This is a genomic window from Erythrobacter sp. HL-111, from assembly GCF_900105095.1.
Taxonomy (GTDB): domain Bacteria; phylum Pseudomonadota; class Alphaproteobacteria; order Sphingomonadales; family Sphingomonadaceae; genus Erythrobacter.
Genome location: NZ_LT629743.1, coordinates 368773 through 387572 on the forward strand (window position 1 = coordinate 368773; position 18800 = coordinate 387572).

An 18800-nucleotide genomic window follows, 5' to 3' on the forward strand; every position below is an offset into this window, starting at 1 on the left:
TCACCCGGCAAGGCCGGGTGCGGCGGTCATCTCCTCGCGTTCGACCTTGTAGAGCACCCGCCCGAGCCAGGCCGAGATCACGCTCATCCCCGCTGCCAGCAGGACCTGTTCGACCGCCTTCACCCCGAGCGTGGTGAGCCCCACCGACAGCAGCGATCCCGCGACCATCGCGCCCGAATTGACGATGTTGTTGGCCGCGATCACCCGCGCCGCCTTGTCGCCTGCGACCCGGGTGGTGAGAAAGGCGTAGAGCGGGACGACGAACATTCCCCCCATCACCGCGATGCCGAGCAGGGCGAGCAGCAGCGGCACCGCCATCGGCTGGGCGAGGAAGGCGCCGATGCCGAGCAGCCCGGCGTCGGTCGCGCCGTTCCAGTTCTTCACCAGCAGGTAGAAGGCGATGACGCAAAAGCCCATCAGCACCACGCTGACCGGCGCGAAGCGGGCCGAGACGGTTCCCTTCAGCAGGGCGTTGATGCTGACCGAGCCGAGCGCGATGCCGATCGAGAACATGACGAGGAAGAGGCTCGCGACCTCGGGGCTGGCGGCAAGCGTGTTCTTGGCGAGCGGCGGGAACTGGATGAACAGCACCGCGCCGATGGTCCAGAAGAAGCTGATCGCGATGATCGCGTACCAGATCGGGCGGTCCTCCATCGACCCGCGGATGATATCGACCGAGGACCGCCAGAGGTTCCAGTCGATCGCCTCGATCCGCCCCTGCGCCGGGGCGTCGGGGACCTGCCGGCTGACGGTGTAACCGACGATCGCGGTCAGGACGATGCCGCCCGCCGCCCATTCGGTGTGCTCGACCGCCAATGGCCCGGCTAGGATCGTGCCGAGCAGGATCGCGACATAGGTTCCCGCCTCGACCAGGCCGGTCCCGGCAAGCACCTCCTCCTTTTCGAGGTGCTGCGGCAGGATCGCGTACTTGATCGGCGCAAGGAAGGTCGACTGGCAGCCCGCGAGGAACAGCACGAACAGCAGCACGACGATCGAAAGCCGCGTGTCGATCGTTAACAGGCCGAGCGGCAGGACGAATTGCAGGTCCCACCCGCTCCACGCCATGTAGAGACCGAGCGCGCCCATGCACATGATCGCGATCTCGCACAGTTTCACCGTGCGGATGATCCGCGCCTTGCAGCGCATGTCGGCGAGCTGGCCGGAAATCCCCGAGATGACGACGAAGGGCAGGATGAACACCGCCGACGCGATCCCGCTGAACAACGTTTCGGTCGCAGGGTCGTTGTAGACCGCATAGACGACGAAGAGCAGCATCGTCGTCTTGTAGAGATTGTCGTTGAACGCGTTCAGGAACTGGGTCGCGAACATCGGAAAGAAGCGCCTGGAGCGCAGGAGATGCGTGGCTGTCGTCATGCGTTCGGCGCGTCGGGACGTATCCCACGAGCCCCCATAGCGAAACGGCATCGGTTCACAAGAGCGCCCTTTCGCCTTTTGCGCGGGGGCGGGGCAGGCTAAGGCGAGGCCGAAATGCTGACGCTGCCCAACATCCTCACCCTTTCGCGGATCCTCGCGGTGCCGCTCCTGGGCTTCTTCCTGTGGTGGCCGGACTGGGCGGCGGGTTATCTCGTCGGCTTCTTCCTCTACTGCATGATCGCGCTGACCGACTATCTCGACGGCTATCTCGCCCGGTCGAAGGGGGCGGTGTCGAAGCTCGGCACATTCCTCGATCCGATCGCGGACAAGATCATGGTGGCCGCCGTGATCCTGATCCTGACCGCACAGGGGTTCCTGCGGGGGCCCTATGTCGGCGATTTCCACGTCATTGCGGGGCTCATCATCCTGGTCCGGGAAATCGCGGTCTCGGGCCTGCGCGAATTCCTCGGCGGGCTGCAGGTTTCGGTGCCCGTCTCGCGGCTCGCCAAGTGGAAGACCGCGTTCCAGCTCGTCAGCCTCGCCGCGCTGATCCTGGGCGGTGCGGTGCACGGCCAGCCGTGCCAGGCGATGGGCGAGGGCTGCAAGACTTTCGCCGAGAGCTGGCTGCACGTGGTGGGGCTTGCGACCCTGTGGCTCGCCGCGGTGCTGACGCTGGTGACGGGGTGGGATTACCTGAGGGTCGGGCTCAGGCACATGGACTGAGCGCGCCTGGACTGAGCGCGCCTGGACTGAGCGCGCCGCTCGCCCGCCCTGCGCCGGACCAAACAGATGTTGCTTTGCCGCCGGGCGGGCGGGAGCCGGCGTTGAGCCTTCCGGAGATCTGTTTCGGGAGCACCGCCTTGGAAATCATGTCGATCGCGCTCGGGGGCTGCCTGCGCGGCGAACCCGTGCCCTATGGCATCACCCAGGACACCGGCGGGCACATCGCCTACATCCTCGGCGAAATGCGCGCGTTGGCGCGGCACGAGCGGGTGCAGCGGGCGGAAATCGTCACGCGCCGCTTCGACGATCCGGCGCTCGGCGCGGTCCATGCCCGCCGCCGCGAGGAATGCGCGCCGGGCTGCGTCATCACCCGGATCGACAGCGGCAATCCGCGCTACCTCGCCAAGGACGAGCTCGCCGCCGACCGGCCCGCCTTCACCCGCGCGCTGATCGCCGAACTCGCCGCGCGCGACAGCCTGCCCGACCTCATCCATGCCCATTTCGCCGACGCCGCCGCAGTCGCCGCCGAGGTCGAGCGGGCCTTCGGCATTCCCTTCGTCTACACCGCCCATTCGCTGGGGCTGGACAAGCGCACCGCGTTCGGCACGCGCTCCGCCGGGCTCGAGGCGCGGATTGCCGAGGAAGACCGGGCGATCGGGCGGGCGGCGGCGGTGATCGGCTCCTCGCGCGATGAATGCGAGCGGCAATTGCTGGCCTACCCTTCCGCCCGGCCGGGCCGGATCCACCGCCTCGTGCCAGGCGTTTCGGTGGAGGCGGCGACGCCGGCGGCGATCGCCGGGGCGCGCGCGCTCGTCGCGCCCTTCCTGCGTGACATGGACCGGCCGATGCTGCTCGCGATCGCGCGCCCGGTCCGCAAGAAGAACCTTCAGGCGCTGGTCGAGGCCTTCGCCCGGCTGGCGGCGCGCGCGAATCTCGTCATCCTCGCCGGACAGCGCAGCGCCAGCGACGAGGGCGAGGCCGAACAGCGCGAGGTCATCGGCGCGCTGCTGCACCTCGTCGACCGGCACGATCTCTATGGCCGCATCGCCTATCCCAAGACCCACACGAGCCGCGACGTCGCCGGGCTCTACGCCCTTGCGGCGCGCTCGGGCGGGGTGTTCGTCAATCCCGCGCTGGTCGAACCCTTCGGCCTCACCATCATCGAGGCCGCCGCCCACGGCCTGCCCGTGGTCGCGACGCGGATGGGCGGGCCGGTCGACACGCTCGCCGAGCTCGGGCACGGCACGCTCGTCGATCCGCGGCGCCCCGCGGACATCGCGGCGGCGATCGGCGAACTCCTGGCCGACCGCGCCAAATGGGCGCGCTGCGCGGCGAACGGGCGCGCCCGCTCGCGCGCGCTCAGCTGGGCGAATTATGCCGAGGGCTTCGTCCGCATCGCCGACGAGGTGCGCGCCCGTCCCGAGGCGAAGGCCGCTGGCCCGACCTGCCCGGACCGTTCGCTCTTCGTCAGCGATCTCGACAACACCCTGACCGGATGCGCGAAGGGCATAGCCCGCCTGCGCGCCTTCCTCGTCGGCGATCCCCGCTTCGCCTTCGTGATCGCGACCGGGCGTTCGCTGATCGAGGCGCGGCGGCTCGTGCGCGAATGGGACATTCCCGCGCCCCTCGCGTGGATCACCTCGGTCGGAAGCGAGATCCACTGGTCCGCAGCTGGCGGCCCGGAGCGCGACGCCGCCTTTCCCGGGGCCGGGCGGTGCGACTGGCAGCCCGAGCGGATCGAGGCCGCGATGGCGCGCCTGCCCCGGCTCCAGCCCCAGCCCGCCTGCGAACAGCGCGCCTTCAAGCGCAGCTATTTCTACGCCCGCGAGGAAGACCTTGGCGCGGTCCGCCGCGCTCTTGCCGAGACCGGCCTGCCGGTGCGGGTGATCGCGAGCCACGGGCGGTTGCTCGACGTGCTGCCTGCCGAAGCGGGCAAGGCCGCCGCCATGCGCCATGTCGCCGCCCGGCTCGGGATCGTGCCCGCCCGGATCTTCGCGGCGGGCGACAGCGGCAACGACGCGGACATGCTCGCCGAATGCGAGAACGCCATTATCGTGAGCAACCACTGCGCCGAGATCGCGGCTCTCACCCGGCGCGCGAACGTCTACCTCGCCCGTGCCGCCCATGCCGCGGGCGCGATCGAGGGGATCGAGGCGCACCGGCAACGCCGCGCTACGGCCCCGCTCGCGCTCGCCGCGGGGGATGCGCCATGATCGCGCGCCCCGTCGGCTGCTTCGTCCACCACCAGGGCCGCGGCCACGCCGAGCGCGCGGCGGCGATCGCCAACGCGCTCGTCTCGCACCGCCCGGTCACGCTGTTCTGCGCGCGGCCCGCCATCCTCGAAGGGCTCGATCGCCGGGTCGAGGTGATCGGGATTCCCTCCCTGTTCGAGCCGACCGGAGCCGAGGCATCGCTGATGGCGGCCCTTCCGGCCCCGGACACGGTCCATTGCGCGCCGCTCGGCTGGCCGGGCATCCGCCGGGCGATGGCGCGGATCGCCGGCTGGTTCGAGGAAGCTGCACCCGCGCTCTTCATCACCGACGTTTCGGCCGAACTCGCCCAGTTCGCCCGGCTGTGTTCCGTCCCGCACGTCGCGGTGGTGCAGCACGGCGAACGCTCCGATCCCGCCCACCTTGCGGCCTATCGGGGCGCGGTTGCGCTGCTTGCGCCCTATGCCCGCGCGCTCGAACAGGCGGAGCGGCCGCAATGGATGAAGGACAAGACCCATTACGCGCCCGGCGTCGGGATCGACCTGTCCGCCATCCCGGCGCGCGACGCGGCCCGCGCGAGCCTGGGCCTGCCGCGGACCCGCGAAATCGTCTGCGTGGTCGCGGGCGCGGGCGGGACCGGCACGCCCACCGCCCCGCTGACGCTGGGCGCGCGCGATGATCCGGACAGCCTGTGGATCACGATCGGGAATGTAGTGAGCGAGTGGCACGAAACCCCGCCCGGCAATCTCGTCCACCAGGGCTGGGTCGACAACCCGATGGACTGGATCGCGGCGGCGGACCGGGTGGTTTCCTCCTGCGGGAACACCACGGTCCACGCCGTGCTCGCCGCGGGAAAGCCGTGGGTGGTGGTCCCCGAATGGCGCTATTTCGACGAACAGGTGTGCAAGGCCGAAGCGCTCGACCGCGAAGGGCTGGCGGCGGTGGCGCGGACCTGGCCCGCCCACGCGGCGGCCTGGCGGCGGTTGTGGGAGAAGGCCGGGCGGCTGGAGCGGCGCGGGCATACCGGGCTGCTCGATCCCGCCGCCGCCGAAGGGATCGCGGACTGGATCGAGAAGCTCTGCCGCAGCCTGTGGGGCGAAGCGCCGGAGGCTGGCGAGACGGACGGGAACACGGTGCGCCTGCGGGCCGGTGCCGCTGCCGGGGCGAGGGCATGAGCCCGTCGGTCCTGACGCTCGCCCACGGGCGCGAGACGCATCTTGCGAACCTCCTCGCCGGGCTTTCGCAATCGCGCGTCCCGCCCCGCGAACTGGTGATCGCGGTGATGCAGGAGGAACGCTACGACCTGCGGCAAGTGTCCTTTCCGGTGCGCCAGATCGTGCTCGGCGGCGGCGGCATCCCGCTTGCCGCCGCGCGCAACGCCGCTGCCAGGGCGGCGAGCGGGGAGCTGCTCGTCTTCCTCGACGTCGACTGCATCCCGCACCCGGCGCTGCTTGCCGACTATGTCCGCGCGGCAAGGCGGCGCGAGGGCGTCTTCATGGGCGAGGTCGCCTACCTGCCCAAGGGCGTGGCCGCGGACGGGCTCGATTACGCGCGTTTCGATGCGGTGGGCGTACGGCACGCCGAACGGCCCGGACCACCGGCCGGGGACCTCCGGGCCTGCGCCGACTACCGCTGTTTCTGGTCGCTCAATTTCGCGCTTTCGGTCGAGGCCTTCGGCGCCATCGGCGGTTTCGACGAACGCTTCACCGGCTATGGCGGCGAGGACACGGATTTCGGGCGAATGATCGTCGAACGCGGCCTGCCGCTGTGGTGGGTGAAGGGGGCGAAAGCCTATCACCAGCACCACCCGCACCACATGCCGCCGGTGCACCACCTCGACAGCGTGCTCGCCAACGCGGCGACCTTCGCGGAGAAGTGGGGCGAGCCGACCATGCAGCACTGGCTGCGCGCCTTCGTGCTCATGGGCCTTGCCGAACGCACGCCGACCGGCTGGCGCAAGCGGCGCGAGCCCGCGGCGGAGGACTTTGCGCTCACCCGCCAGCAGGAGGACGCGCCCTATGCCAGCAGTGCGGAAGTGCTCGCCCGGCTGGAGGAAAAGGCCGCCGCCGCCTGATCGAGCAGCGCGTCGATCGCGGCGCGGTAACAGGCCTCGTAACCTTCGATCATCGCATCGCGCGAGAAGCGGGCTAGCGCCCGGTCGCGGCAGGCCGTGCGGTCGATCCGGTCGATCCGGCCCATCGATAGCGCGAGCGATTCGACGTCGCCGCGCGGCACGACAAAGCCGCAGTCGCCCACCACCTCGCCCAGCGCGCCCGCATCGAACGCGCAGACCGGCGTGCCGCAGGCAAGCGCCTCTGCAGCGACGAGGCCGAAGGGTTCGTCCCACAGCGGGGTCACCAGCGCGGCCCTCGCGCGGGCGACGACGGAGCGCAGCCGGTCGGCGCAGACATGGCCGTGGAACTCGACCCCGTCCGACAGGTGCGGGCAAACCTCCTCCTCGAAATAGCGCGCGTCCTCGACCGGGCCGAAAATGCGCAAGGGCAGCCCCGCGCGGTGTGCCGCGCGCGCCGCCTCGGCGGTGCCCTTGGTCGGGGTGATCCGGCCGACCCAGACGAAATGCTCCTCCGGCTCGCCCGCGGGGGTCCACTGGTCGCAGGCGACGCCGTTGTGGACGACCGCCATCCGCGAGCGCACGTGCGGTTCCCACAAGTCAAGCTGGCTGCGCGAGGCGAGCGTCGCTGCGAGGTGCGGCAGGTCCGCGGCGCGCGCGACCGCTTCGCGCATGGCGCCAAACGGCGGCACGTGCTGCGAGGTCACGCAGGGCATCACGTCGCGCACGGCCCAGTCGATGATTTCGGGATGGAGCGAGTTATTGTGCACCACGTCGAACCCGCCGGCGATGATCCGTTCCCACGCGCGGGCGAAGGCGGCGCGCTGGTAGGAAGCAAGTTCGGCCGAGCCGCGCCACACGCTCCACGGCAGCACGTCTTCATAGGGTGCCTCGCAGATCGGCTCGAGCGCCTCGTCGACCGAGCGCGCCGCGGCGAACAGCGTGACCTCGTGCCCGCGCGCGCGCAGGCCGTCGCACAGCATCCGGCAATGCGCCTCCATCCCGCCCATGAAGGGTTCGGCGATCGGGTGGCGGATATGGGCGATGACGGCGATCTTCATGGCTGCTCTTGTCCTTCTTGTCCCCGGCAGGAGAACGCGCGCGCGCGGCGATGCCCGCAAATGCAACATTGATTGGCACCGGACCCTCCCGCCCGGACAGCGGCTTGACGCATCGATCGCGGCGACAGGCCTGGAAAACAGGTCCGGCAAGGAGGAGCGAAGCCAAGGTGAAGCCGCCCGGACCGGACCATCGCTATGTCTTCATCGCCGGGCTCCACCGCACCGGGACCAGCCTGCTCGCCCGGCTCGTCGCCTCGCATCCGGCGGTCGCGGCGATCGAGGGCGCGCCCGTGCCCGAGAACGAGGGCGCCTACCTGCAGGGCGCGATTCCCCACACCGCCCGGCACGGGATACCGGGCGAATATGCGACCGACCCGGCCCAGCACCTGACCGAACGCGACCCGCTCAACACGCTGGCGACCAGGCTAAGGCTCGAGCACGAATGGGGCGAATGGTTCGATCCCGCAAAGCCGTGGCGGCTCGAGAAATCGCCGGTCAATCTCACCCGCACGCGGCTGCTGCAGGGGCTCTTCCCGCTGGCGCAGTTCGTCTTCCTCGCCCGCCATCCCGCCGTCACGGCCGAGGCGCTCGCCAAGTGGTCGGGCAAGGGCGCACGCGACCTCGCCGACTATGGCGCGGCGGCCTACCGGGTGATGCTCGCCGACCTCGATTTCCTCCACGCCGCCATGGTGGTGCGATACGAGGACCTCGTCGCGCGCCCCGGCGCGATCCTTGCCGGGATCGAGGCCTTTCTCGACCTGCCCCATGCCATCGCCGCGCCCGCCCTGCGCGACGGCAATGCCGATTACGCCGTGACGAGCGGGGCCGAAGGCGCGTTCGCACCGCTCGGCTATGGCGAAGCCGGGGCGGTCCTTCCCCACACGGCGCTGGTGCGCCATCCCCTCCGCCATGTGCGCGAACGGACGCGGGCGATCCTGCGCGCCGCCGAACCCTGATCGGCCACATATGTTGTTCAGCGGCGCGCGCGATCCGTGCTTAGTGCGGCCATGGTTCGAACCCCGGATGAAGCCTGCGCTGCGCGTTTCCCGCTGACCGGAAAATTCATGGCCGGCCGCCTGCGCGAAAATCTCGATCCGGGCGAGCTGGGCGCGCTCGAGGACATGGTCGCGCGCGAACGCGTGCTGCAGGACGGCGAGATCCTCGTCGCGCGCGCCGCGATCGCCGAGGAAAGCGCGGTGGTGGTCGACGGCTTTCTGTTCCGCACGATCTGCCACGCCGGGCGGCGGCACATCGTCGGCCTGCACGTACCGGGCGATTGCGTGAATCCCGGTGCCTTCGCGCTGGCCCGCTGCGATCACGATGTCGTCGCGGCGGGGCGGGCGCGGGTCGGCATTGTGCCGCGCGTCCGGCTCGAACAGGCGATCGCCCGGCACCCCCGCCTCGCACGGGCGCTGTGGCTCGCGGTGCTGCTCGATGCGGCGATCCAGCGCAAGTGGACCCAGGTGCTCGGCCAGCTCGACGCGCCGCGCCGGATCGCCCACCTCTATTGCGAGCTCCACCGCAGGCTCGGCTTCATCGGCGAGGCTTCGCCGCGCTGCGTGCGGACCCCCTTCACCCAGTTCGACCTCGGCGCCATGTGCGGGGTGAGCACGGTCCACGCGAACCGCGCGGTGGGCAAGCTGCGCGCGATCGATCTCGCCGAGATCCGCCGCGGCACGCTCTACACCCGCGACTGGGGCGCGCTGATGCGCTACGCCCGGTTCGAGGACAGCTACCTGCACCCGGGCGAAGCCTGCCGCGTCGGCGAGCCGACGGGTATGCCCCGTCTCGCCGCCCGGCAACCGGTCCCGGCCGGGCGCGCTCAGCCCAGCGCGTAATCGATCGGCTTGAAACTGCCGCCGTTGGAATCGTAGGCCGAACAGGCCGTCAGCCCGATGATGCAGTCCCTCAGCGCGCGCAGCACGATGCGGTCGCCCGCCTGCGAGCGCGGGGGATCGACCCGCAGCCGACCGCTTTCGCCGTCGAAGGGCACGTTCATGAAGACGTTGAAGGCCGTGCCGATATCGTCCGGGCCGATCCCGTGCGGCGCGAGCGCGGCGGCGAGGTTGCCGTGGCAGCCGCGATGGACCGGCTTGTCGGGGTAGAAATGCTCGAAGGTCGCCGCCGAGCACGGGGTGAGCAGGAAATCATGCGTGCCCACCGTGTCCTCGACGATTTCGAGCATGGGGTGCGACCGGTTCGACCACAGCCGGTTGCCCGTCGTCAGCTTCAGCGTCTCCTCGTAATCGAAGGTCCGCCCGTTGCTCAGCACCTCCCCCACGTCCTGCGCGCCATAGGCGACGAGGTCGCTCACCTGCCCGCCTTCGGGATCGATGATCGTCAGCATCCGCCCCTCGGCGAGCCGGAAGGCGGTGCCGCTCCTCGGTTCGATGCGCTCGCTCACGATCCCTCCCGCTTGTCGCGGAACGGACAGACCCAGTCCTCCTCGACCGCGCGCCCGCTGTACTGGCGTGCCTCGCTGCCTTCGCCGTGGACTTGGAGCATCGGGTTGATGCTCCCCGCGTAATCGAGATCGCGCTTCAGCACGGTCCGGCGGATCTTCGAATAGCGCCCGTCCGCGCGCAGCCGTTCGAACTGGTCGTGCAGGTTGAAGACAAGGGTCGGGTGGGCGAAGCGCCGACCGGGACGCGAGGCGCCGGGGTGGAGGCCGACCACGAAATAGGCCTGCCCGCCGAAGCTCAGAGAGAAATGGGGATCGGCCGGATCGGGGCTGACCCGCGCATCGTAGGACTGCCCGCGCCAGCCGTCCTTGTCGGCGAGCGACTGGAGGCGCTCCCACATCGCGCGCTCGAAGGCGACCTCGGCGAGATCGCGCGGGCCGGCGAAGACGATCGCAAGGCTGCGCAGGTCATCGGGATCGCGCTCGTAGCCCCGCGACCAGTCGAGCAGGGCCTCGTGGATGCGAAGATCGTCCCATCCGCTCTCGAGATCGCAGGCGACGATGATCCTCAGGCTGTCCTTCGCCAGGACCGCCTTCGCCCCGACGCAGGGATATTCCGGTTCGGCGATGAACGCGCGCAGCGCCGCGGCGATGCGGTCCCGTTCGGCCGGGGCGATCTGCCACAGCATCCGGCCGCGCGCCTCGCCGGGCCGCCCGTCACAGGTCTGGCTTTCCAAGCATGGTCTCCCGATTCGTCTGTCGCCTCCCCGGCGTTTGCTCGCGAACGAATGACGGTCGCGGCGCAAAGGCGGGGGAGGCCTTTCCTGTTAGGGAAATGGCCCGCAACCTTCCCGGTTCCGCCGCCCGCCCGGACGATCGCGGAACCGCGCACGCTGCCAAGCGCTTGTCCTGCGAGCGGTTTCGAGGGCGGCGATCCCGGAAAGGCACGAAAGCATGAGCGGGTACGAGCCGGCGCCAGACCCAATCCCCCGCGCGGCGGCCTGAGCCCGATGGAAGAGCCGTTCTATGCTTTCGATCCCTACCACGTGCTCCTCGCCGGGTGCGGGTTCGCGATCGTGCTCGCCTACTGGATCCCGCGCAATTTCTCCGGCCGCGAGCCGGCCGCCTCGGGCCTGCTGATCCTCGGCGGTCTCGCCCTTTTCACCGTGCTGCCCGGTATGCCGGAAGCGTTCAGCCCGCTCGATCGCCCGGTCATGTGGGAGCTCGCGGCGGAGCTTGCCGTCATCATCTCCCTGTTCGGGACCGGAATCCGTCTCGACCGCATTACCGGCGGGGACAAGTGGGCGCCGGTCGTGCGGCTGCTGCTCCTCGCCATGCCGCTGTGCATCCTCGCGGTCGCCGTGGGCGGGCTCATGATCGGCATGACGCTCGCCGGGGCGGTGCTGCTCGGGGCTGTGCTGGCGCCGACCGACCCGGTGCTGGCGAACGACGTGCAGGTCGCCCCGCCGCAGGAGGGGGGCGAACACCCGATCCGCTTCACGCTGACGACCGAGGCGGGGCTCAACGACGGGCTCGCCTTTCCCTTCGTCTATCTCGGCATCTTCCTCGTCGCACAGAGCGGGCCTGTCGCGGAATGGATCGGGCAGTGGGCCGCGCTCTATGTCGGGTACAAGATCGCGGTCGGTGCGGCGGCGGGGGTCGCGGCCGGCTGGCTGTTCGGCAAGGCCCTGTTCGCCTTCCCGCCGAAGAACCCGCTCGCCGTGACCAGTTCGGGGGTGATCGCGCTCGCCGGGGTGCTGCTCACCTATGGCGCGACCGAGCTGGTCGAGGGCTACGGCTTCATCGCCGCCTTCGCCATGGGCCTGACGCTGCGCCGGGTGGAATCCGATCACGAATATCATGTCCGGCTGCACAGCTTTTCCGAGGCGCTCGAACAGGCGCTGACCGCGATCCTGCTGGTCCTGCTCGGCGGGGCCTTGCCGGCGCTCTGGCCGTTTCTCGACCTGCCGCACGCGCTGCTCGGCTGCGCTCTCATCTTCCTCATCCGCCCGGCCGCCGGGATGGTGTCGCTGGCGTTCACCCGCTTCACGCTGCGGCAGCGGGCGATCATTTCCTTCTACGGGGTGCGCGGACTCGGTTCGATCTATTACCTCGCCTATGCGGGCGGCCAGCTCGATCTGGTCAACGAGGGCGAATTGTGGGCGACGGTGGGCTTCACCGTGCTGCTGTCGACCTTCGTCCACGGCCTTACCGCGGGCGCGGTGGTGCAAGACGCGATCGACGGCGCGCCGCGCGGCGGAGTGCCCGAACGCTAGCGCTTGGGAGGATCGACCCGCGGGACCTGCCGCACCGGGGCGACCGGATCGTCCTCCTCGCGGGGCGGGGTCGCGTCCTCGGGCACGTCGTCGATCAGCATGTCGCGCGTCTTCACCGTTTCGAGATTGCGCGCGCGCACCGTCAGTTCCCGCCCGTCCCAGCGCAATTCGTTGAAGGAAGGCGGCGTCGAGCGCGTGCGCTTCGACAGCGTGCCCGCGCCGATCATCCGGACCGGACCTTCGAGCGTGTCCTCCATGATGTCGAAGGGATCATGCACGTGCCCGCTGATGACCCCTTCGACCGGGCGTTTCGCCAGTTCGGCCAGTGCCTTGCCGCCATGCCGGGTGAGCGCGGTGCCCTTGGTGCCGACCTCGCGCAGGGGGTGGTGCACCGCGACGAGCGCGCGGCAGCCTGCGGGCAGGGCGTCGATCGTCTTGAGACACTTGGCAAGCGCGCGGTCCGTCACCCAGCCCTTGGACCAGTTGAGGCGCGGCTGCGCGCGCACCGCGGTCTTGAGCGGTACGATGACGAGCCCGCCGAGGTCGATCTCCTTCTCGATCAGCCTCGCCATGCCCTTGAACCGCTTGTAGGGCGTGAACAGCCGCTCGATCGGGTTGAAATAGGGCATGTCGTGATTGCCCACCTCGACCGTTACCGGCACGTCGAGGCTCGTGATCCAGTGGATCGCGGCGTTGAATTCGCGGTGCCGCGCGCGCATCGTGAGGTCGCCGGTGATCGCGACCGCATCGGGGCGGCGTTCCTCGATCTCCCGTTTCACCCAGTCGAGCGCGATGTTGTCCTCGAGCCCGAAATGGATGTCGGAAAGGTGGAAGAGCAGGAGGCTGCGGTCGGTCATCGGTCAAGTCCCAGGAAGGTGAGCCCGAAAGGCTCGCGCACGACCAGCGCCTCGGCGCCGGCGGTTTCGCGCTCGCCGTCGATCATCAGGTCGATATGCGGTTCTTCGGCGGTGTCGGGCGGGTCGTCCGGCGGACACGCGGCGCAGCGGGCGCGGTCCATCGTACCGAGCTCGTCGAACGGCCCCTCGCGGAAATCGCGCGTCGCCATGGCCCAGCCCTGGCGGATCCAGTCGGCGAGGTTTGCCATGCGGTATCCGCGCGCGATCATCCTTCCGCCCGACAGCGAGAAATGCAGCCCGGGATAGCCGTCCGTGCGGCCCCGCACAGGCTCGACGAGGCGCACCAGCGCGCCGCCCACCGCCTCGCGCGTGATGTCGAGCGATTTCGCCGCCGCCTCGCCCATTTCGCGCGCGCGCAAGTCCTCGCGCACGTCGGCCCAGCGCGCGCCGGGGCCGCACAGGATTTCGGCGAGCGCGGTGTGGCCTTCGCAGCGCAGGCATTGGCGGCGGGTTCCGGCAAGCTCGCCGCGCGCGGCCATGGCGGCGATCTCGGTGGCGGAAAGCTTGCCGAACATCGCGGTCGAAAGCAGGTTCTGCGTGCCGCCGGGAAGGGGGAGCACCGTGCCCTGCCAGCCTTCGGCTTCGAGCCTGACGAAATGGCGCGAGATCGTCCCGTCGCCCGCGAACACCGCGAGCAGGTTCGTGCCCGACGCTTCGAGCCCGCAGCGGCCCGGCACCTCGTCCGAGCGGCAGTCATAGGTCCGTATCATCGCCGCGTCCCCTTTCCCGAGCGCGGCGCGCACCGCGATCACCGCTTGCTCGCTGTAACTGCCGCTCGCACTGTTGACGACAAGGATGGTTCGGGCGCGTGTATCCATACCGGGACGACGCATCGCAGCCCGCCGCGTTCCGGACGGTCCAGGTCGCTGGAGATATTGCAATTTCCCGCAATCCCTTGTTCAAGTCGCGCCGTCTATGCAACGTCCGATGCCCTTCGCGCGCAACCTCGCGCGCCTTACGATTCCGAAACGAGAGAGAAGAACCCTATGAAGGCCCGCACCCTGGCCCCGATCCTCACGACTGTTTCCGCCGCCGCGCTGCTCGCCGGCTGCGCCACCATGCAGGAGGCCGAAATGGACCCGATTTCCGCAAGCGCCACCCCCGATGCATATGGCGCCGACACGCCCGCCGCCGATATTCCCGAAGGCAACGGCTATTTCGCGAGCGAAAGCACGCTTCCCTTCCATGCGCCCGATTTCACCAGGATCGGCGAGGACGACTACCTCCCCGCCTTCGAGCAGGGCATGGCGATCCAGCAGGCCGAGGTCCGCGCGATCATCGACAATCCCGCAGCCCCGACGTTCGAGAACACCATCGTGGCGCTCGAGAAATCGGGCCGGATGCTGGGCCGCGTCTCGGCGGTGTTCTTCGCGCTGACGGGTTCGAACACGACCGACCGGCTGGACGAGATCAACACCGAGGTGAGCCCGAAGCTGTCGGCGCATTACGATTCGATCAATCTCGACCCCGATCTCTTCGCCCGGGTGAAGGCGGTCTACGACAACCGCGCCGCCATGGACATGACGCCCGAGGACGCGAAGCTGCTCGAGAAGACCTATGACGGCATGGTCCACGCCGGCGCGCTGCTTACCGATGCCGAGCGCGAGCGGGTCAAGGCGATCAACACCGAGCTTTCCACGCTCACGACCGAATTCGGCCAGAAGCTGCGCAATGCGACCAACGACCAGCCGCTGATCGTCGACACGCGCGAGGAACTCGCGGGCCTGTCGCAGGCCGACATCAGGGCCGCCGCCGACCTCGCCGCGGAAAAGGGTATGCCGGGCAAATACGCCATCGCTCTCCAGAACACGACGCAGCAGCCGCTGCTCCCGGCGCTCGAGAACCGGGCAATGCGCGAGGCGCTGTTCATGCGCAGCTACCACCGTGCCGACGGGACGGACCCGGAATACGACACCCGCCTGCTGCTTGCGAAGATCGCCCGCTTGCGCGCCGAAAAGGCGGCGATCTTCGGCGAGGCGGACTGGGCGAGCTACACCATGTATGACCGCATGGCGAAAACGCCCGCGACCGCGCTGGGCTTCATGGAACAGATGGTCCCCGCATTGGCCGCGACCCAGCGGCGCGAGGCCGAAATGCTGAACGAGGCGATCGCGGCCGAAGGCGGCAATTTCGAGGTCCGGCCGTGGGACTGGTACCGCTATGCGAACAAGGTGAAGGCGGAACGCTACGACCTCGATGAGGACGGGGTGATGGAATATTTCCAGATCGACCGCGTGCTCGAGGACGGCGTCTTCCACATGGCGAACAGGCTCTACGGGCTCTCCTTCGAAAAGCGCAGCGATATCCCGGTCTATCACCCGGATGTGTCGGTCTACACCGTGTTCGAGGAGGACGGGTCCGAACTGGGCCTGTTCTATTTCGACCCCTACCAGCGCCCGTCGAAGCGCGGCGGCGCGTGGATGAGCAATTTCGTCGACCAGAGCCATCTCTGGGACACGAAGCCGGTCATCTACAACGTGCTCAACATCCCCAAGGCACCCGCGGGCGAGGTGCAGCTCGTCAGTTTCGACGACGTGAACACCATGTTCCACGAATTCGGTCACGCGCTGCACGGCCTGTTCGCCGACCAGCGCTATGAAAGCCTATCGGGCACGGCGACCGCGCGCGATTTCGTCGAATATCCGAGCCAGGTCCACGAAATGTGGGCGACCGATCCCGAAGTGCTGCAGAACTACGCCAAGCACTATCGCACCGGCGAGACGATCCCGATGGAAATGGTCGAGAAGATCGAGGAAGCCTCGCGGTTCAACCAGGGCTATGATTTCGGCGAGGTGGTGGAAGCGGCCCTGCTCGACATGAAATGGGCCGCCCTGTCGCCGCAGGAAGCCGCCGCGATCGACACGCCGGAGAAGGTCTCGGCCTTCGAGGAGCGCTCGCTCGAGGAGCTCGGGCTCGAGATCGACCTCGTGCCGCCGCGTTACCGTTCGACCTATTTCAACCACATCTTCAGCTCGCCCGCTGGCTATTCGGCGGGCTATTACAGCTATTTGTGGACCGAAATGCTCGACCGCGACAGCCGCCAGTGGTTCCGCGAGAATGGCGGGCTGACCCGCGCGAACGGCCAGCATTACCGCGAGACCGTGCTGAGCCGCGGCGGGACGATGGACTATTTCGAGATGTACGAGAACTTCGCCGGGCGCGAGCCCGACGTGCGCCCGATGCTCGAAGCGCGCGGCCTGGTGGGCGAAGCGGACGCGATCGACAGCGAAACGTCCGACGGCAACCTGCCGCCGCGCAGCGTCGAGGGTTCCTGAAGCGGGGCGTTGCTCCCCCCGCCGTGGTCAGCGCGCACGGGGGAGCTTCGCCACGCTGCCGGGGCCGCTCGCGGCGACTTTCGGGCCGTGGTCCTTCCCTGCGCGGGCGGGGAAGGGGATCAGCGCGAGTTCGCCCGCGTCCGGCCCGGCATCCTCCGCCGCGCGGCAATATCGGGCAAGGCTGTCCTGCAGCGCCCTGATCTTGTCGTGCAATTCGTCGTTCTCCTCCTCGGCCCGGCCGAGGCGTTCGACCTTGCGGGCGAGCGCGCGGTTCTCCTTGCGCGACTCGGCAAGCGCGGCGTCGAGCCGTGAACATTCGTCCTGCGCCCCGGCGAAGCGGCGATTGACCTCGCCCAGCCGGTCGCCGTAGTCGCGGATCGCCTGGCGGGTGGAGCCGAGTTCGTGCTTCATCTGCTCCGCCTCGCGCGCCATCGCGACCGACTGCTCCTTGAGATTGCGGTTCTCCTCCGCCAGCGCGCGGTGGGCTTCGCGCATTTCCTCTAGCAGGCGGCGCGAGATTTCGTGCGCCCCGCGTTCCTGCGAGAGCGCGTTGGTGAGCGACCAGGTCTTCGTTTCCAGCGTGATGCCGAGATCGGCGCGCGCGGTCGAAAGAGTGCGGTGCTCCTCGCGCAGGGCTTCGTGCGCTTCCTCGAGCTCGTCGCGCTGGCGGTTCGCGGCGGCAAGGCCCTCTTCGAGCTCGCCGATCCGCCGGGCCTGGGCGGCAGCTTCCTCCTCGGACCGGGCGATCCGGGCCTCGTCGCGTTCCGCCGCGATGCGCGCCTCGCTCGCCGCGTGGCGGGCTTCCTCGAGCGCGCGGTCGCGTTCGGCAAGGGCGACTCGCAGGGTCGCGATTTCCCGCTCGCCCCGATCGCGCGCGGCGAGGGTCCGCTCGGCCTCGCGGGTCAGGCGGGCGATGGTTTCGGCCGCTTCGCGCAGGCGTTCCCGGCCTTCCTCGTTGGCGCGGTGAAGCTCGCTGCGCGCGCGTTCCGCCGCTTCGAGCCGCCGCTCGGCGCGCGCCGCTTCCTCGCGCGCGCGGGCGAGGTCGCGGGCGAGCTCCTCGCCCTTCGCATCAAGCGCGGCAACTTCGGCGGCGCGCTGGTCGAGCCGGCGCGACAGCTCGCGCGCTTCTTCCGTGAGCATGGGGACGCGGGCGGCTTCGGCCTCGAGTTCGGCGAGGACCCGGACGAGGCCATCGGCCTCGGCGCGGGCATTGCCGAGCCCCGCGAGCATCCCGTCGAGGTCGGCGCGCAGCACCTCCGCCCGGTCCGCCCTCGTCGAGGCGTCAGCTCCTTCCTGGCCGTTTGTCCCGCCCGCGGGCCTTGCCTCGGCGGCACCGCGTGGGCCGCTGGCGGGCTTGGCGGCGGCACGGGGCGAGGGCGCCGAACGGTCGAGGAAGGAGGCGAAGCGCAGCTTGGGCATGGGCAATCCCTGTTGTCGGTTCCGCTTGCCCCGCCACGTCCCGGCAAGCGCACAATGCCGGGCGAGGCCGCGGGATGGTGCGGGTCGAGTTGGCTAATGCCGGATTCATGATTTCCGTAGCGTTCGGGCAGGGCCAAGGGATTGTCCCTAGGCGGTGCACTTCGATCCGAGTGCGGGGAAGCGGGCGGCTTTCCGGCGATATTTGTAAATTCTTTATCTCCTGCCTGCAATTTACCGCCCGGAATTCAGGAAGGGCGAATGGTTAAGACAGTCAGAAAACTCTCCGCGGACGCTTCGGGCGCGACCATGATGGAATACGGGTTGCTGATCGGCCTGGTGGCGGCAGGGTCGATCACGACCCTGACCGTTGTCGGCAGCGGCGCGGCTGACACGTTCTCGACCGTCGAATCGAACATGTCGGAGTCGGGCGGAAGCGGTGGCTCGGGCGGCGGTGGTTCCGGCGGCGGTGGTTCCGGCGGGGGAGGTTCCGGCGGTGGCGGCGGCGGCTCCGGTGGCGGTGGCGGCTCGGGTGGCGGCTCGGGCGGAGGTGGTTCCGGCGGCGGCGGTTCGGGCGGTGGCGACGACGCGGACAGCGGAGGCGGCGGTGGCGGCTCCGGCGGTGGTGGCGGCTCGGGCGGGCCGGGTGGCGGCGGCTCCGGTGGTGGTGGCGGCGGCTCCGGTGGCTCCGGTGGTGGCGGCGGGGGCGGTGCCGACGGGGGCGGCTCCGGCGGTGGCGGCGGTTCCGGCAACGGAAACGGCAACGGCAACGGAAACGGCAACGGCAACGGAAACGGCAAAGGCAATGGCGGCGGCGGCCAGGGCGGCTCCGGCGATAATGATGACGAGGACGAGGACGAGGACGACAAGGGTAAGGGTAAGGGCAAGGGTAACGACAAAGGCAAGGGCAAGGGCAAAGGCAAAGGCAAGGGCAAAGGCAAAGGCAAGGGCAAGGGCAAAGGCAAAGGCAAGGGCAAAGGCAAGGGCAACAGGAAATGACGCCCCGTGCCGGGCGGGCTTGCGCCCGTGCGCCGGGTGCGGGCGGCAGGAGCGCCCGTGCCCTCGGCGGACCGGGA

The 18800-nt window shown here is 69.6% G+C and carries 16 protein-coding genes; 9 read left to right on the forward strand and 7 right to left on the reverse strand.

The window, feature by feature from the left end; all coding sequences use genetic code 11:
- Positions 1–1374, reverse strand: a complete 1374-nt coding sequence (locus BLU08_RS01795) for an MFS transporter (protein WP_090194501.1) — start codon at positions 1372–1374, stop codon at positions 1–3.
- A 114-nt stretch (positions 1375–1488) separates the two neighbouring features.
- On the opposite strand from BLU08_RS01795, the gene pgsA reads away from it, so the two are divergent.
- The 4 genes from pgsA to BLU08_RS01815 all read left to right on the forward strand — a co-directional run bounded on the left by pgsA (position 1489) and on the right by BLU08_RS01815 (position 6381).
- Positions 1489–2097: a CDP-diacylglycerol--glycerol-3-phosphate 3-phosphatidyltransferase gene (gene pgsA, locus BLU08_RS01800; protein ID WP_090194504.1), complete on the forward strand. Its 609-nt coding sequence runs from the start codon at positions 1489–1491 to the stop codon at positions 2095–2097.
- Positions 2098–2243: 146 nt separating this feature from the next.
- Positions 2244–4310 (forward strand): HAD-IIB family hydrolase, encoded by a 2067-nt coding sequence (locus BLU08_RS01805; RefSeq protein WP_090194506.1) that lies wholly within the window; start codon positions 2244–2246, stop codon positions 4308–4310.
- Positions 4307–5482, forward strand: coding sequence for a hypothetical protein (locus tag BLU08_RS01810; protein ID WP_197676886.1), 1176 nt, complete (start codon positions 4307–4309; stop codon positions 5480–5482). The genes BLU08_RS01805 and BLU08_RS01810 overlap by 4 nt, the downstream gene beginning before the upstream one ends.
- Positions 5479–6381 (forward strand): glycosyltransferase family 2 protein, encoded by a 903-nt coding sequence (locus BLU08_RS01815; RefSeq protein WP_090194508.1) that lies wholly within the window; start codon positions 5479–5481, stop codon positions 6379–6381. The genes BLU08_RS01810 and BLU08_RS01815 overlap by 4 nt, the downstream gene beginning before the upstream one ends.
- Here BLU08_RS01815 and BLU08_RS01820 read toward each other — a convergent pair.
- Positions 6324–7439 carry a glycosyltransferase gene (locus BLU08_RS01820; protein ID WP_172800961.1) on the reverse strand — a complete coding sequence of 372 codons (1116 nt, stop codon included), beginning with the start codon at positions 7437–7439 and terminating at the stop codon, positions 6324–6326. The genes BLU08_RS01815 and BLU08_RS01820 overlap by 58 nt on opposite strands.
- 167 nt (positions 7440–7606) lie before the next feature.
- Between BLU08_RS01820 and BLU08_RS01825 the strand changes: the two genes are divergently transcribed.
- Both BLU08_RS01825 and BLU08_RS01830 read left to right on the forward strand, forming a co-directional pair.
- A complete protein-coding gene (locus tag BLU08_RS01825; protein WP_197676887.1) occupies positions 7607–8395 on the forward strand; it encodes a sulfotransferase in 789 nt (262 codons plus the stop codon).
- A 108-nt stretch (positions 8396–8503) separates the two neighbouring features.
- Entirely contained in the window at positions 8504–9277 is a 774-nt protein-coding gene (locus BLU08_RS01830; protein WP_233996046.1) for a Crp/Fnr family transcriptional regulator, read from the forward strand.
- On the opposite strand, the gene BLU08_RS01835 is transcribed toward BLU08_RS01830, so the two are convergent.
- Both BLU08_RS01835 and gntA read right to left on the reverse strand, forming a co-directional pair.
- Positions 9262–9843, reverse strand: coding sequence for a DUF1989 domain-containing protein (locus tag BLU08_RS01835; RefSeq protein ID WP_090194518.1), 582 nt, complete (start codon positions 9841–9843; stop codon positions 9262–9264). The two genes, BLU08_RS01830 and BLU08_RS01835, sit on opposite strands and share 16 nt — an antisense overlap.
- Entirely contained in the window at positions 9840–10529 is a 690-nt protein-coding gene (gntA, locus tag BLU08_RS01840) for a guanitoxin biosynthesis heme-dependent pre-guanitoxin N-hydroxylase GntA (protein ID WP_090200877.1), read from the reverse strand. The genes BLU08_RS01835 and gntA overlap by 4 nt, the downstream gene beginning before the upstream one ends.
- A gap of 321 nt (positions 10530–10850) precedes the next feature.
- Between gntA and BLU08_RS01845 the strand changes: the two genes are divergently transcribed.
- Entirely contained in the window at positions 10851–12116 is a 1266-nt protein-coding gene (locus BLU08_RS01845; protein WP_090194520.1) for a sodium:proton antiporter, read from the forward strand.
- On the opposite strand, the gene BLU08_RS01850 is transcribed toward BLU08_RS01845, so the two are convergent.
- Positions 12113–12973 carry a metallophosphoesterase gene (locus tag BLU08_RS01850; RefSeq protein WP_090194522.1) on the reverse strand — a complete coding sequence of 287 codons (861 nt, stop codon included), beginning with the start codon at positions 12971–12973 and terminating at the stop codon, positions 12113–12115. The two genes, BLU08_RS01845 and BLU08_RS01850, sit on opposite strands and share 4 nt — an antisense overlap.
- Positions 12970–13851, reverse strand: coding sequence for a hypothetical protein (locus BLU08_RS01855; RefSeq protein WP_090194524.1), 882 nt, complete (start codon positions 13849–13851; stop codon positions 12970–12972). The genes BLU08_RS01850 and BLU08_RS01855 overlap by 4 nt, the downstream gene beginning before the upstream one ends.
- 168 nt (positions 13852–14019) lie before the next feature.
- Between BLU08_RS01855 and BLU08_RS01860 the strand changes: the two genes are divergently transcribed.
- The gene (locus BLU08_RS01860) at positions 14020–16308 is read left to right on the forward strand and encodes a M3 family metallopeptidase (RefSeq protein WP_090194526.1); all 2289 of its coding nucleotides are present in this window, start codon (positions 14020–14022) and stop codon (positions 16306–16308) included.
- 27 nt (positions 16309–16335) lie between these two features.
- Here the strand turns inward: BLU08_RS01860 and BLU08_RS01865 are convergent, their stop codons facing one another.
- Complete coding sequence (locus tag BLU08_RS01865; protein ID WP_090194528.1) at positions 16336–17727, reverse strand: hypothetical protein; 1392 nt, start codon at positions 17725–17727, stop codon at positions 16336–16338.
- 258 nt (positions 17728–17985) lie between these two features.
- Here BLU08_RS01865 and BLU08_RS15375 point away from each other — a divergent pair, with 258 nt between their 5' ends.
- Positions 17986–18723 (forward strand): Flp family type IVb pilin, encoded by a 738-nt coding sequence (locus tag BLU08_RS15375; protein WP_157674424.1) that lies wholly within the window; start codon positions 17986–17988, stop codon positions 18721–18723.
- Positions 18724–18800: the final 77 nt, after the last annotated feature.